This window comes from Blautia sp. AF32-4BH, assembly GCF_003460565.1.
Classification (GTDB): domain Bacteria; phylum Bacillota; class Clostridia; order Lachnospirales; family Lachnospiraceae; genus Fusicatenibacter; species Fusicatenibacter saccharivorans.
The window spans coordinates 12,918-27,416 of record NZ_QTVL01000017.1 but is presented as its reverse complement, the minus strand read 5'-3'; the positions used below and the strand labels follow the sequence as shown (position 1 = coordinate 27,416).

Annotated in this window: 11 protein-coding genes; 9 read left to right on the top strand and 2 right to left on the bottom strand. The window is 50.1% G+C overall.

Annotated features, from left to right (window positions below; all coding sequences use genetic code 11):
* The first annotated feature begins 11 nt into the window (after positions 1-11).
* The 3 genes from DWZ44_RS15580 (at position 12) to pulA (ending at position 6,821) form a co-directional block, all read left to right on the top strand.
* Positions 12-1,385 (top strand): carbohydrate ABC transporter permease, encoded by a 1,374-nt coding sequence (locus DWZ44_RS15580; RefSeq protein ID WP_117805270.1) that lies wholly within the window; start codon positions 12-14, stop codon positions 1,383-1,385.
* Positions 1,385-2,263: a sugar ABC transporter permease gene (locus DWZ44_RS15575; RefSeq protein ID WP_227094136.1), complete on the top strand. Its 879-nt coding sequence runs from the start codon at positions 1,385-1,387 to the stop codon at positions 2,261-2,263. The genes DWZ44_RS15580 and DWZ44_RS15575 overlap by 1 nt, the downstream gene beginning before the upstream one ends.
* Before the next feature lie 592 nt (positions 2,264-2,855).
* Positions 2,856-6,821 carry a type I pullulanase gene (pulA, locus tag DWZ44_RS15565; protein ID WP_117805268.1) on the top strand — a complete coding sequence of 1,322 codons (3,966 nt, stop codon included), beginning with the start codon at positions 2,856-2,858 and terminating at the stop codon, positions 6,819-6,821.
* Between the two features lie 221 nt (positions 6,822-7,042).
* Here pulA and DWZ44_RS15560 read toward each other — a convergent pair whose 3' ends face one another.
* Complete coding sequence (locus tag DWZ44_RS15560; protein ID WP_117805267.1) at positions 7,043-7,423, bottom strand: 4Fe-4S binding protein; 381 nt, start codon at positions 7,421-7,423, stop codon at positions 7,043-7,045.
* Positions 7,424-7,737: 314 nt separating this feature from the next.
* Between DWZ44_RS15560 and DWZ44_RS15555 the strand changes: the two genes are divergently transcribed.
* From DWZ44_RS15555 to DWZ44_RS15530, 6 genes are all read left to right on the top strand, one after another.
* On the top strand, positions 7,738-8,577 hold the full coding sequence (locus DWZ44_RS15555) for a C39 family peptidase (RefSeq protein WP_117805266.1): 840 nt from the start codon (positions 7,738-7,740) through the stop codon (positions 8,575-8,577).
* A gap of 68 nt (positions 8,578-8,645) precedes the next feature.
* Positions 8,646-8,903 (top strand): sporulation transcriptional regulator SpoIIID, encoded by a 258-nt coding sequence (gene spoIIID / locus DWZ44_RS15550; RefSeq protein ID WP_055220903.1) that lies wholly within the window; start codon positions 8,646-8,648, stop codon positions 8,901-8,903.
* Between the two features lie 87 nt (positions 8,904-8,990).
* Positions 8,991-9,737: a copper homeostasis protein CutC gene (locus DWZ44_RS15545; RefSeq protein ID WP_117805265.1), complete on the top strand. Its 747-nt coding sequence runs from the start codon at positions 8,991-8,993 to the stop codon at positions 9,735-9,737.
* A gap of 38 nt (positions 9,738-9,775) precedes the next feature.
* On the top strand, positions 9,776-11,035 hold the full coding sequence (locus tag DWZ44_RS15540) for a M20/M25/M40 family metallo-hydrolase (protein WP_117805264.1): 1,260 nt from the start codon (positions 9,776-9,778) through the stop codon (positions 11,033-11,035).
* A gap of 15 nt (positions 11,036-11,050) precedes the next feature.
* Positions 11,051-11,980 (top strand): nucleotidyltransferase family protein, encoded by a 930-nt coding sequence (locus tag DWZ44_RS15535; RefSeq protein WP_117805263.1) that lies wholly within the window; start codon positions 11,051-11,053, stop codon positions 11,978-11,980.
* A 98-nt stretch (positions 11,981-12,078) separates the two neighbouring features.
* Positions 12,079-12,804 carry a glycosyltransferase family 2 protein gene (locus DWZ44_RS15530; RefSeq protein ID WP_117805262.1) on the top strand — a complete coding sequence of 242 codons (726 nt, stop codon included), beginning with the start codon at positions 12,079-12,081 and terminating at the stop codon, positions 12,802-12,804.
* 89 nt (positions 12,805-12,893) lie between these two features.
* Here the strand turns inward: DWZ44_RS15530 and DWZ44_RS15525 are convergent, their stop codons facing one another.
* On the bottom strand, positions 12,894-14,021 hold the full coding sequence (locus DWZ44_RS15525; RefSeq protein ID WP_117805261.1) for a hypothetical protein: 1,128 nt from the start codon (positions 14,019-14,021) through the stop codon (positions 12,894-12,896).
* Positions 14,022-14,499: the final 478 nt, after the last annotated feature.

Sequence of the window (14,499 nt, the reverse complement as noted above, 5' to 3'; positions counted from 1 at the left end):
AAGGATAGATTATGGCATCATTGAAAAAACGCGCCAAAGAGTTTGAGACTCCCTATCCGGTGACAAAAGCCATCACAAAGGGCGATGCGGTCACGAAACTTTCCATGTTTGTCATGGGACTGGGAAATCTGGCTCACAAACAGATCGTAAAGGGTATTTTATTTCTGGCAGTAGAAATTGCGTATCTCCTGTTTATGATCGAAGGCGGTATCAACAATCTCTATCATCTCATCACCCTGGGCGGCCGTGCGCAGGAAGAGGTGTGGAACGAGGCCAAGGGTATTTATGAATATACCGGCGGCGATATGACAATTCTGTTCCTGCTCTACGGAGTAGCAACGATTTTTATTACGGTTCTCTTCTTTATGATCTGGCGTGTCAATATGAAGAGTGCTTATGAGGTAGAGTGTCGCGCAAAGGAAGGGAAACATATCAACACCATCAAAGAGGATCTGGAAGCACTCGTTGACAAAAGACTGCACTGGACCCTGCTGACACTTCCGATTCTCGGTATTGTGATTTTCACAATCCTTCCACTGGTCTTTATGATCTGTATGGCTTTCACCAGCTACAGTAAAGTCGGCGACCATCTGACGATTTTTCACTGGGTTGGACTGAAAAATTTCAGTACGGTTCTTGGCATGGGCAACTCGATCGGCAAGACATTCTGGTCTGTTCTTGGATGGACACTGATCTGGGCTGTGCTCGCTACCTTCCTGAACTATATTTTTGGTATGATTCTTGCGATTGTCATCAACCGTAAAACGACCCGCATCAAGGGATTCTGGAGATTCTGCTTTATGCTCTCCGCTGCAATTCCGCAGTTCGTTTCTCTTCTTCTGATGCGTACGATGTTAAAGGACAACGGCCTGGTCAACAATCTTTTGATTCAGGCCGGGCTGATCAGCAGTCCGCTTCCGTTCCTGACAAATGCGACCTGGGCGAGAGCGACGGTTGTTATTATCAACCTCTGGGTTGGTATTCCGTTTACCATGATGCAGGTTACCGGTATCTTACAGAACATTCCGGGTGAGCTTTACGAGGCAGCCCGTGTGGACGGCGCAGGCCCTGTGACGATTTTCTTTAAAATTACGCTGCCGTACATGCTGTTTGTCACGACTCCGTATCTGATTACGACGTTTACGGGTAATATCAACAACTTCAACGTTATCTATCTGCTGACTGCAGGAGCACCGGTTCCGGTCGGAGCAACCGCCGGAAAGACGGACCTTCTGGTTACCTGGCTGTACAAGCTGACGGTTGACTTACAGTACTTTAACGTTGGTGCGGTTGTCGGTATTCTTACCTTTGTCATTCTGGCTGTGGTTTCACTGATCACGTACCGGAATACTGGTTCTTACAAGAACGAGGAGGGATTCCAATAATGAATAACAAAGAGAAAAAAACACACTCCATGAAAGCGCGTGGAATGATTTCCGATGTGATTGTACATGTGGTTCTGGCACTGCTTGCGATTGTGTGGGTGATTCCGGTTCTGTGGATTGCACTCTTAAGCTTCAGTACACAGAAGGGATCTTATGTTACCAGCTTTTTCCCAAAGGGATATACGCTTCATAACTATGTGCGTCTGTTTACAGATACGCAGGTGTTAGACTTTCCGCAGATGTTTAAGAACACATTTATCATTGCGGTGTTCAGTTGTCTGATTTCTACAATATTTGTGCTTTCGGTTTCTTACTGCATGTCGAGAATGCGGTTTAAAATCCGTAAGACTTACATGAACATCGCGATGATCTTAGGTCTGTTCCCGGCATTTATGTCGATGGTTGCTGTCTACTATATTTTAAAGGCAGTTGGCCTTTCGGAGGGATCGATGATCCGTGTGGCATTGATTCTGGTGTACTCGGGCGGTTCCGGAGCGGGATTCCTGCTTGCAAAGGGATTTTTTGATACGGTTCCGAAGGCACTGGATGAGGCGGCTTATCTGGATGGAGCAACGAGATTCCAGGTATTTACGAAGGTGACAATTCCACTGAGTAAGCCGATTATTGTGTACACGACTTTGAGTGCATTTCTGGGACCGTGGCTGGACTTTATTTTCGCAAAGGTTATCTGCAGGGCGAATGCGAAGTATTATACGGTTGCACTGGGTCTGTGGAAGATGCTGGAGAAGGAGTATATCGACAGCTGGTATACTTGCTTTGCGGCGGGAGCGGTTTGCATTTCGGTGCCGATTGCGATTTTGTTTGTTGTAATGCAGAGATATTATACAGATGGGCTTTCAGGAGCCGTCAAAGGATGATTTGTGGAGCAGCCGATGAGGGGTCGGCTGCTCTATTTGTGTGTGGGGGGGAGGGACGGATCTGGCTCCGGCGCCGTGGCACCTGCCGCACAGACGGGCGCGGTGGCATCGGCGGGCGGATGATGACGTGTGGGAGGCGGTGGATTGAGGAACCGAGGCTATTCGACAGGAAATCTGATGATTTCCCGTCTCAGAGCCTCTTGACTTCCGGCCTGGATGGCCGTCCGTCATCCTCAATCCACCGCCTCCCACGTGTGCATCATCCGCATGCCGCCGATGCCAATGCGCCTGTCTGCGCGGCAGGTGCCACGACGCCGGAGCCAGATCCTGGGGTTGGAGGACGGGAGGAGTGGTCTGGATCTGCCCGGAGGGCAGATCGGCGTGAGATTGTTGTGTGTGGAAGGGGAGAGTGTGTTGGAGGACGGGGAGAGGGGCTGGATTCGCCTGGAGGGCGAATCGGCGTGAGTTTGTTGACTGGTGCAAAGTTTGGAGATAGAATGAAAAAAAATATTTTCGGAGTTTTTTGTGCTTGATTTTATGAAAACAGAAAAGTTTCGGGAAGATATTGTGTGAAATTTGGAGGTTTTTGGGTATGGATAGGATTCGACTGAATGCTTCGGAGTGGATGGATTTCCGGAGTGGAGAAAAGAAGTGTTTTTTGCTGACAAACGGACTGGGAGGTTATTGTTCGCTGACGGTGATGGGGAATGCGGCGAGGAATGATCAGGCGCTGTTAATGGGAGCATTGAAGGCGCCTACGGTGCGGGAGCATCTGATTTCGAATGTCTGGGAGACGTTGGAGGTGGATGGAGAGGAAACGGAGCTGTTTTCACAGGAGTTTGTGAATCGGACGCAGAATGTGGAGGGGTTTCGGTTTCTGGAAGGATTTGAGATGGGGAGTCTGCCGGTATGGTTTTACCGGGTGAAGGGGATTGAAATTGAGAAGACGATTGGGATGGTTCAGGGGGAGAATACGGTTCTTGTCCGGTATCGGGTGAGAAGTGGGAAGAAGGGGAGTTTTTCGGTTCGGCCGGTGATGCGGTTTGCGGCGAAGGGAGAGCAGCTGCAGGAGGGGCAGAATTTTGCGGTGGACCGGAAGTGCATTGCGAGTAATGGTGTGATTCTTTCTTATGGAACGAATGGGGAGCTTCAGATGGAGAAGGAGAGGATCTGGAGGGATTTGTTTTTTGAGCAGGATGCGCGGGATGGAAGAGATGGCATCGGAAGTGCTGTCGTGAATCACCGGATTCGGTTTGAGATGACGGGAGACGGCAGGGAGCAGGTCTTTTTTGTTGTGTATAGTCTCGCGGATGATGTGGATAAGTGGGATGAGGAAAGGATTGCGCTGTGGATAGAAGGGGAAGAGAAGCGGCAGGAGGCGATTGCGGAAAAGTCCGGGATTTCTGATCCGGTGGGAAAGCGGCTGGCGGTGAGTGCGAGTCAGTATATTACGGAACGGGCATCGACAGGTGGGAAGAGTATTATGGCTGGTTTTCCTTATTTTGCGGACTGGGGGCGGGATACGATGATTTCGCTGCCGGGGTGCACGCTGGCAATTGGGGAGTATGAGGAGTGTAAGAGCATTCTTCGGACTTTTATGGCATATACAAAAGAAGGACTGATGCCGAACCTGTTTCCGGAGGGGGATGCGCTTCCGATGTATAATACGGTGGATGCGGCCCTTTTGTTTTTGGATGTGGTGTATGAGTATTACCTTGAAACAGGAGATCTGGAGTTTGTGTGCGAGGCGTTTCCGGTGATGGAGGATATTGTGTTCTGGTATCAGAAGGGAACGGATTTCCATATTAAAATGGACAGTGACGGGCTGATTATGGCCGGGGGCGGTCTGGAACAGGTGACGTGGATGGATGTGCGGATTGACAAGGAGCTGCCGACACCGCGTCACGGGAAGCCGGTGGAGATTAATGCGTACTGGTATAATGGTCTGAGGATTCTGGAAGAGCTGGCGCCGTTTGTCGGAAAGGATGGATCGGTGTATGGGAAGCTTGCGGGGCAGGTGAAGAAGAGTTTTCTCGAAAAGTTCTGGATGGAAGAGGAAGGATATCTGAAGGATGTGCTGAACGGCACGTATGAAGAGAAGCAGTTCCGATGCAATCAGGTCTTTGTGCTGGCGCTTCCGTTTCAGATGGTGAGTCAGAAGCAGGGGCAGCGGATCTTACAGGCGGTCAAAGAAAAGCTGTATACGACAGCAGGACTGCGGTCATTGGAGATGGAGGATCCGGCGTTTCATCCATGGATCGGCGGAAGCCAGCCGGAGCGTGACAGGGCATATCATCAGGGGACAGTCTGGGGATTTCCGCTTGGGGCGTATTTCCGTGCGGTGCTGAACTATTTCCCGAAGGAGGGAAAACAGGAAGTGCGCCGCGGACTGGACCGTCTTGCGAGCTGGATGCAGGAAGGATGTCTGTTTCATCTGGCGGAGATTTATGATGGTGCGGCGCCGGTGATGTCGAAGGGCTGCTATGCGCAGGCGTGGAGTGTCGGAGAGATTCTGCGGGTTTACAAAGAAATGGAGGGAAAGAAGATGAATGCGGTGGTGAAAAGAACGCCGGCGGAGTGGAAAAGCTTTTTTGAATCGGAAGAATTTGTGGAAAACTTTACGTACGAAGGAGATGACCTCGGTGTCTCGGTGAGAAAGAGCAGGGAATGTGATGAAAACTGGCAGATGCCGAAAAAGGATGAGCAGTTTGTGACAGAGTGGAAGCTCTGGGCGCCGACAGTAATGGAGGTTTCACTGGAACTGTTTTCCTGCGGCAGCAGCCGTGAGCGCGGGGACCGAAAAATAGCCTCGATTGCGATGACGCGCGGCGAAAAGGGTGTCTGGAGCTGTGCAATGCAGGGAGCCTGGTATGGAACGTATTATACGTATCATATCCTGCACTCGGATGGTGTCTTTGATACGACAGATCCGTACGGCGTGGCTTCCGGTATTGATTCGGAGCGGAGCATGGTGGTGAATCTTGCAGAGACGGACCCGGCAGGCTGGGAGCAGGATGAAAGACCGGAAATCCGGCCGGAGGATCGTTGTGTGTATGAGCTTCATGTGAAAGATTTTTCGAGTGATCCGCATTCCGGTATTTCGGATAAACACCGTGGAAAGTTTCTGGCGTTTACGGAAGAAGGCACGACGCTGAACGGCGACGGGATTCATGCGACGGGGTTCGATTACCTGAAATCGCTTGGCATTTCTCATGTGCATCTGCTTCCTGTTTTCGATTTTGGCAGTGTGCCGGAAGATGATGCGGAAGCGTTCAACTGGGGATATGACCCGGTGCAGTACAATGTGCCGGAGGGATCCTATGCAACCGATCCGTTCCACGGGGAGGTACGTATCCGGGAAATGAAGGAAATGGTTCAGGCGCTGCATAAGGCCGGCATCGGTGTGATTATGGATGTGGTATACAATCATACGTACAATCTCGATTCGCCGCTTCAGAAAACAGTTCCTTATTATTATTACCGTGAATGGGAGGATGGCACGATTTCCAATGGCTCCGACTGTGGAAACGAGACGGCAAGTGAAAGGGAGATGTTCCGCCGCTTTATGGTTCACTCGGTTTGTTACTGGGCGAAGGAATATCATATCGACGGTTTCCGCTTCGATCTGATGGCACTGCATGACACGGAGACCATGAATGCGATCCGCACAGCTCTGAACCGGATGCCGCGCGGCGAGGAGATTCTGGTTTACGGTGAACCGTGGAAAGCAGCGGCAAGCGCAATGCAGGAGGGATATTTTCCGTCGGATAAACAGAATATCGGAAGGCTGATGGATGGCATTTCCATGTTCTGCGACGATACGAGAGATTCGATCAAGGGAAGCGTTTTTATTGCCGCAGAGGGAGGCTATGTCAATGGAAAAGAGCGTCTTTCCGCAGGAATACTTTCTGCGACAGATGGCTGGATGGACGGAAAAGGAGCCTACGAGCCGCGCAATGCGAGCCAGCTGATTCCGTATGTGTCGGCACATGATAATTATACACTGTGGGATAAATTAAAACTGTCCGATCCGAAGCGGAAGGAGGATGCGGAGCCGGATTTTGACAAGATGGATGAGCGGACGCTTTCGATGAACCGTCTGGCGGCGGGCATTGTGATGACCTGCAAGGGAATGCCGTTTTTCCAGGCGGGTGAGGAATTTGCGCGCACGAAGCATGGCGAAGGAAACAGCTTCAAATCGTCGTGGCAGCTCAACAAAATTGACTGGACACGCGCCTTAGAGCAGGAAGAGCTGGTGGACTATTACCGTGGTCTTCTCGCTCTGCGCCGAAAATTTCAGGCATACGGAACGTGCGAGCCGGACTGTAAAAAGACATTTTTCCGTGAAAACCAGATCGCAGGTTACGAACTGGAATACCCGAATGGCCGCGCAGTCTGCGTCTTCTACAATCCATGGGAAAAAGAAGCTTTGCAGAAACTCCCGGAAGGAAACTGGAAACTGCTCTGCGATGGAAAACGCTGTGCAGAGGATGGAGCAGAGATGAAAGAAAGCATGATGCTTCCGGCAAAATCGATGGTTCTGCTGGCGCGGGAGTAAAATTGTAAATTTTGTCCCTTTTTGTCGGAATGCTGTCTGCGGAAACGGGCATCGATCATTCTGCCAAGCGGCGAGCGGGAATCAATTGTTTTTCGTTTAACAGAAAAATGCACTGTGGAATTGTCCGACGACGTTCCACAGTGCATTTTTATGTTTATGTGAGCAATGAGTCAGGATCTGTGCTTACATGAGATCCTGGCGGTATCTAAGAGTTCGGATCATTATTCGTCCACAACTTCCAGTACATCCATCGGGCAGGCTTTCGCGCAGATACCGCAGGCGATACATTTGGAAGCCGGATTTCCCTCGGTTTTTACGATCAGGCCAAATGGACAGGCCTTCGCACAGGCTCCGCATCCCGTACATTTTTTCTTGTTGATCATGTAAACGCCCTTCGGGTTCTGGGTGATGGCGCCTTCCGGACAGGCCTCGGCACATTTACCGCACTGCGGACAGGCGATCGGGCGAACAGACTTTTTCTCTACGATCTGCAGACATGCCTTGTCCGGATCAAATACCTTATAAAATGCCTCAGAACATGCTCCCACACAGGCAAGACAAGCCATACAGGTGCTGCCTTTTTTTACTTTCAGTTTTTTCATTTTGTTTTATCCTCCGCTTAAAGATGTTGTTTTTCCTATTTTACCATTTTTGAACTTTTTTCTCAATGATATTTCCGGAATTTGCCATCTTTTTCCTGCTTGCGGTTTTGCTTCCGTTTCGCATGGCTTTGCACAGATACAAAAAATCTTAAGAAAGCAGACGGAAAAAAAGCAGTTTTTCTTCGGAAAATATACAAAAAGAAAAATCGGAAATTTGTTATGATGAAAAGGAAGAATGTACTCTCAATCATCTCACAAAATCAGGCACAGAAAGATTTTGGGAGTACACCATAAGATCGGGAGGGGGATTTTTCATGATCCGTGAAAACAATACACTGGAATGGCAAGAGATAGCAGAACAAAAAAGAATGACACAAAGAAGGATAATACAAAGAAGAGAAAGAGCACGGAGACGAAAAAGAAAGGTATGGCGGATCCGCGGGCTGCTATTGCTGTTCGGCTGTCTTCTGTTTTTGGGCGGTGTGCGGCGCTTCCGGCAGAATCCGATCCAACGGTATGCGAAAGCAAACGGCATTTCAATGGATCAGTACCCGGAGGAGCTGTTGTCGCTTTACGAGAGAAACAATGAGACGGAGACGTTCGTCGAAGAATATCCGTTGAAAAAAGAGGAGGAGCCGGAGATTGACCTGAGCGACCTGTCATCCGCATCGGAGGTTCCGCTTCTCTTGCAGTGGGATCAGAGATGGGGCTATCACCGATATGCCGGTGAAGTGATGGGATTAAGCGGCTGCGGACCGACAGCACTTTCCATGGTTGCCATTTTCATGACTGGCGATATCACAAAAAATCCGCGCTGGGTCGCCGATTTTGCCTCACAGAACGGCTATGCCGTAGACGGCAGCGGAACCGCCTGGTCTCTGATGCTGGAAGGAGCCCGGCAGATCGGCCTTTCCAGCAAAGAAATCCCTGTGGAACGGGAACGGGTGGAAAACAACCTGCAGGCCGGAAACCCCATCATTGCCCTGATGGGACCCGGGGAGTTTACCAGCAACGGTCATTTTATCGTTCTTACCGGATTGCAGAATGGCAGACTGAAAATCAACGACCCAAACAGCAGAAAAAATTCCGAAAAAACCTGGGATATCGATCAGGTGCTGGAACAGACAAAAGCGGTATGGGTATATTACAAATAATAAAATAGAAGACATACCCATCAAAGCCTCCGAATACACTGTAAAAACAGCGTCTTCGGAGGCTTTTTGTGAGGGACTATATCGAAGAGCGTGCTGTGGAGACAGCAATTTACATGATTGAGACGAAAGCGACCGTACGGCAGACGGCGAAAAAATTCGGAGTGAGCAAAAGTACCGTGCATAAGGATCTGACATCACGTCTGGTACAGGTGAATCCGGGTCTGGCGGCAGAGGCGAGGAAAATTCTGGATGTGAACAAGTCTGAACGCCACATTCGCGGCGGCATGGCAACGAGAGAAAAATATCTGCATCAGAAGCAGAAGTGAACGAAAGTGAACCAAAGAAGCTCTTTCCTAATCGCCCTAAATAGGGTATGATAGAGAAAGAAAACTTACGAAAACAGAGGGAATTTTATGAACGATTATATCCTGGAAGTCTGTGTGGACTCGGCGGAGTCGGCGCTTGCGGCGGCAAAAGGCGGGGCAAGCCGGCTGGAGCTGTGTCAGAATCTGGTGATCGGCGGAACAACTCCGGGTTCGAAGCTGTTTGAGGTGATCCGCAGACAGACAACCATTCCGATTCATGCACTGATCCGCCCGCGGTTCGGGGATTTCTGCTACACCCCATATGAATTAGAAGAAATTTGCGAGGAAGTTGCGATGTATCGCGAACTCGGTGCAGAGGGCGTTGTGATCGGCGTGCTGAAAGAGGATGGAACAATGAATATGACAGCGATGGAACAGCTGATGGAGGCGGCAAACGGCATGTCTGTGACGCTGCACCGCGCGTTCGATGTCTGCCGCGATCCGAAAGAAGCGCTTGAGCAGGCGGTATCGCTCGGTATGAACACCATTCTCACCTCCGGTCAGCAGAACAGTGCGGTAAAAGGAGCAGAGCTTCTCGCCGAACTGCAGCGCCAGGCGGCGGGACGCATCCGTATTCAGGCGGGCGGCGGTATTTGCGCGGATGCGATCCGCGAGCTGTATCTGAAAACCGGCGTGACCGCCTACCACATGTCCGGAAAAATCGAACTGGCGAGCCCGATGCAGTATCGGAAAGAAAATGTGAACATGGGACTTCCATCCTTAAGCGAATACACCCTCTACCGCACCGATGTTAAAGCCGTGCGCAGCGCGAGAGCGGTACTGGAAGAACTTTAAGAAAATAAAAAAAGAAAAGAAAAGGACATAACATTATTATGAAAGCAAATACCATCAGCGGCCAGCGGCAGTATGCGTTCGTCAGCCAGTTTAACTACATCCGCGAAGCCGGAACGAAAGGCGAAGAAAAAGCAGCCTGCCGGATCGAAAAAGAACTTTCTGAAATCGCAGAAAAATGGGGGCAGGGCGAATTGCAGATCCGCCGCGAGCCGTTCGAGATTGAGACATGGCAGGTTGACGAAGCTGTCTTTACGGTCACAGAGCCATATGAGAAAACATACACCGTCCGCGGCTGCTTCGCGGCAGCCAATACCGCTCCGGAAGGCATGGAGGCACCATTCCTCTACGTAGAAAACGGCGACCCGGTCAGCCTTTCCCATGCAGAAGGGAAAATCGTCCTGATCAACGGCGGTGCCAATGCAGAAAACTATGAAAAACTGGAAAAAGCAGGAGCCGTCGGATTTCTGATCCTGACCGGAACGCCGCTGGACAAAGACGAGGACCGCCTGCCGGACTACCGCACCCTGCGCGGCGTAAAAAATCCGAAACTGCCGTGCGCCGTCATTCATTATCTTGATGCGATGGAACTGGTAGAACGGGGAGCGAGCCGTGCACGCCTCGTTTTACAGCAGAAAAAAATCAGGAGAACGTCGAAAAATATCATCCTGCGCATCCCGGGAACCGAGCAGCCAGAGGAAATCCTGACGCTGACGGCTCATTACGATTCCGTTCCGCAGGGACCTGGTGCATACGACAACATGGCGGGCGCAGCGATCATCATGGAGCTGGCACACTACTTCGCCGAAAACCGCCCGAAACGGACACTGGAATGCATCTGGTTCGGCGCGGAGGAGCTGGGTCTCTGCGGAAGCCGGGCGTATGTGAAAGCGCATGAAGCCGAGCTGACGCAGCACCGCTTCAACATGAACGTCGACCTCGCCGGACAGGCCATCGGCGGAACCGTGCTTGGCGTGGCAGCAACGAAAGAGGCATGCGACGCGATCATGGAGCACTTAAAACAGGCGGACAAAGGCGTATCGCTCATCAACAACATCTGGAGCAGCGATTCCAACACCTTCGCATGGAAGGGCATCCCGGCGATGACGCTGAACCGCGATGGTTTCGGCATGCACACCTGCCACGATACGATCGACTGGATCTCCGCCTGGTCACTGAACCGGAGCGCCGGTGTCCTGGGCGAAATCGCCGAGTATCTGGCGGATGCAGAACCATTTCCATTTGAAAGAGAAATCCCGGCAGACTTTGCGGAGAGATTAAAAGCTTATTTTGGAGAATAAAAAGGAGAGAACATCATGAGCAAAAAACCAGTATTAGTCATCATGGCAGCAGGAATGGGAAGCCGTTACGGCGGATTAAAACAGATTGATCCGGTTGACCCGTACGGAAATATGATTATCGACTTTTCCATTTATGATGCAAAACAGGCAGGCTTTGAGAAAGTCATCTTTATCATCAAAAAAGCCATCGACGAGGCATTCCGCGAGGGCATCGGCAAGCGAATTGAGAAATACATGGATGTAGAGTATGCTTACCAGGAACTCGACGTTCTCCCGAAAGGCTACGAAGTGCCGGAAGGCCGCGTCAAACCGTGGGGAACCGGTCATGCGATTCTCTGTGCGGCAGAAGCCATCGACGGCGCACCGTTCGCCGTCATCAATTCCGATGATTATTATGGAAGAACGGCATTCGAGGAGATCTACCGCCAGCTGACAACCGAGCAGGACGGCGCGACCTATCAGTACGCGATGGTTGCCTACGACCTGTACAAAACCCTGACCGACAATGGCCACGTAGCCCGCGGTATCTGCACCGCAGACGACCAGAACCACCTTGTCGGCATTCATGAGCGCACAAGAATCGAAAACCACGGCGGACAGGCCGAATACACCGAGGATGACGGCGCAACCTGGACCGGACTGCCGCAGGGAACGATCGTTTCCATGAACCTCTGGGGCTTCACACCGAGTATCCTGATTGAGCTGAAACGCCGCTTCCTGCCGTTCCTCGAGGATGTATACAAAACTAACCCGTTAAAAGGCGAATACTTCCTGCCGTTCATTGTCGATGAACTGCTGCAGGAGAAAAAAGCGGAAGTCACCGTACTCCGCTCCTATGATAACTGGTACGGCGTAACGTACAAAGAAGACAAAGAAAATGTCATGGCAGCACTGCAGAAATTAAAAGACGAGGGCCGTTATCCGCAGAAACTGTGGGAAGAATAACAAACGAACGGTACTGGGAAATTTTCTCCATGAGAGCATCTTTCGCAATGAAAAGAAATCCTGTATAATGGATGGAAGGAAATGCAAGGAGAATACCAATGGATACCTTATATATTGTAATACCAGCCTATAATGAGTCGGAAAATATCAAAAGAACGATCGAGGAATGGTGTCCCGTCGTGGAGAAGCATAACGGCGGCGGTGCGTCCCGTCTTGTGATCATCAACGACGGAAGCCGCGACGATACGTATGAAATTGCTTCAGCAGAGTGCGAAACCCGCCCGTTGCTCACCGTGCTGACGAAGCCAAACGGCGGCCACGGTTCCACCGTTCTGTACGGCTACCGCTATGCACTTGAAAACGGTGCGGACTATATCTTCCAGACCGATTCCGACGGTCAGACCGATCCGGCGGAGTTCGAAAAGTTCTGGCAGATCCGCGAGGGCTACGACGCCATTTTCGGAAACCGCACAAGCCGCGGCGACGGCTTTTCCCGCGCTGTCGTGGAAAAAGTGCTGTGCGCGGTGCTCTGGACCTATTTCCACGTATCCGTGCCGGATGCAAATGCCCCGTTCCGTCTGATGAAAACAGACTACGTGGCCGAGTATCTGCCGCTGATGCCGGAAAACTACAATCTGCCGAACGCACTGATGACTGCCTTCGGAGCGTATTTTCACCGGAAAATCCGTTTCATCCCGATCAGCTTCAAGCCGCGTCAGGGAGGAACAAATTCCATCAACATCCGTAAAATTGTAAAAATCGGCCGTCAGGCGCTGCACGATTTCTGTGAGATTCAGAAAGCGGCTGCGAAAAAAAGAGGATAAAAAATAATATAAGAGAAGGAACGTATCCCATGTTTCATGAGATACGTTCCTTCTTTTTGTATGCTTATTTTTTATTATGGACCTTATTTTTAATAGAAGCGATGCGATCTTTTCTGATTCATGGAATCCTTTAGTGCCAGAAGTGATTCGATCAGGATCAGAAGCAGGATCACAGCGATCATGACTGCGAGGATCTGATTTGTTCGCTGATGGAACCAGGAGCCGATTCCTGTGTGTGCAGTCTGTGTATTCTCGGTCTGTGCGGCATTTTCAAGAGCTGCAGTTTCCGAAGTAATAATCTGTGCATCCGGGTCTGTTGTTCTGACAGATGGTACAATCTGCGTTGCGGCTGGAAGCTGGCTGGAAGAAGTAACAGCGGATGCGGTAACTTCCGGGTGGATGGTGGAAAGATCAACTTCTTCGTCTTCTGTAACAACTGCGCTGGCAATCGGTTCTGCTGCGATCGGTTCGGATGCAGGAACCTGTTCCGGTGCGGTTTTGGATGCAGGAGCTGTGGTTTCCGGAAGAATATTTTCCTGTGCCGGCTGTTCCGAAGCAGATGGCTGTACCACGGTCGGGGTTTCTGACGGTGCGGATGGCTGTTCCGGAACGGATGGTTCTGGAGCGGCCGGTTCTTCCGGAACTTCCGGTGCAGATGGTTCTTCCGGAAGAGATGGCTCCGGGTCAGTTGCCGGTGTTTCCGGGATTGCGGTACAGTAAACAAGAGAAGTCATCGCCGCCGAAGAATCCGTAATCACAACGGAACCGCCATTGGAAACGGCCTGTCCATTAACATAGAAGGAAATCTGATCCATATCCAGTGTGTAGCCAGGTTCCGTAACCATCGATACGGAGAACGTTCCGTTTACTTCCTCGACCGGTTCGCTGTTCTGATACAGGACATAGGAACCATCATCGGAAAGATATGACATGGTGACCGGTGCATCCATTGTGGAATCCTGAAATGTCAGGGCAGCATCGGTAAAAGCAAGAGCCGCCTGATCGGTGTTCAGATAGAATTCCAGGTCCTGTGCATCGTAATGGGTGAAGTGAATGGTAATTTCACCGGCGTCTGTATTTTCTGCACTTGGAACTGTCTCGGCTGCTGCCGAATACGGAGCGGAAAAAAATAATCCGGCCGCCAGGAGGCCTGCCATTCCGAATCTCAGAATCAAATTTCCTGTGTGTTTTTTCGTTGTCTGTGTGCTGTGTAACATATGACATCCTCCTTTCACCTGATCGGTTTCTAATGTCGGTCTGTTTTATTTTCCTGCGGTAAGTTTCACGTATAAATTGAAAGAAAAATAATTGATAAAATATAAATTTTCTTTCTTTTTTAAGATTATACCATATGTAGAAAGAAATATCATGTAAAAATAAAAAGTTAAAAGAAAATTTGAAAATGCGTCAAAAGTGGAAAAGGTTTGTAATGCATGTCGAAAAATAGAAAAAGAACTGTCACAATTTCTTAAAAAATATTTGCGGAAAAAGAGGGCAGAAAGGGCAGAATGTGAAACAAAAGCAAAATAAAAAGAAGGAAACAAGACACGGAAAAGTATTCCAGGCAGGCCGCATGCAGAAGAAAAAGTGGGAATAAAAACCGATCCAATTCGTCAAAAAAGCGGAAAAGTGGTGAAAAATTGTGGGTTCTATGAAAAAAACGATGGGAAAAGACAGGAATGTTGTCGAAATGTT

What these genes read in the sequence shown, in the direction of transcription:
- DWZ44_RS15535 (WP_117805263.1), top strand. Translation starts at nt 11,051, where the DNA reads ATGAGCAAAAAACCAGTATTAGTCATCATGGCAGCAGGAATGGGAAGC.
- DWZ44_RS15575 (WP_227094136.1), top strand. Translation starts at nt 1,385, where the DNA reads ATGAATAACAAAGAGAAAAAAACACACTCCATGAAAGCGCGTGGAATG.
- DWZ44_RS15580 (WP_117805270.1), top strand. Translation starts at nt 12, where the DNA reads ATGGCATCATTGAAAAAACGCGCCAAAGAGTTTGAGACTCCCTATCCG.
- DWZ44_RS15525 (WP_117805261.1), bottom strand. Translation starts at nt 14,021, where the DNA reads ATGTTACACAGCACACAGACAACGAAAAAACACACAGGAAATTTGATT.
- DWZ44_RS15530 (WP_117805262.1), top strand. Translation starts at nt 12,079, where the DNA reads ATGGATACCTTATATATTGTAATACCAGCCTATAATGAGTCGGAAAAT.
- pulA (WP_117805268.1), top strand. Translation starts at nt 2,856, where the DNA reads ATGGATAGGATTCGACTGAATGCTTCGGAGTGGATGGATTTCCGGAGT.
- DWZ44_RS15545 (WP_117805265.1), top strand. Translation starts at nt 8,991, where the DNA reads ATGAACGATTATATCCTGGAAGTCTGTGTGGACTCGGCGGAGTCGGCG.
- DWZ44_RS15540 (WP_117805264.1), top strand. Translation starts at nt 9,776, where the DNA reads ATGAAAGCAAATACCATCAGCGGCCAGCGGCAGTATGCGTTCGTCAGC.
- DWZ44_RS15560 (WP_117805267.1), bottom strand. Translation starts at nt 7,423, where the DNA reads ATGAAAAAACTGAAAGTAAAAAAAGGCAGCACCTGTATGGCTTGTCTT.
- DWZ44_RS15555 (WP_117805266.1), top strand. Translation starts at nt 7,738, where the DNA reads ATGATCCGTGAAAACAATACACTGGAATGGCAAGAGATAGCAGAACAA.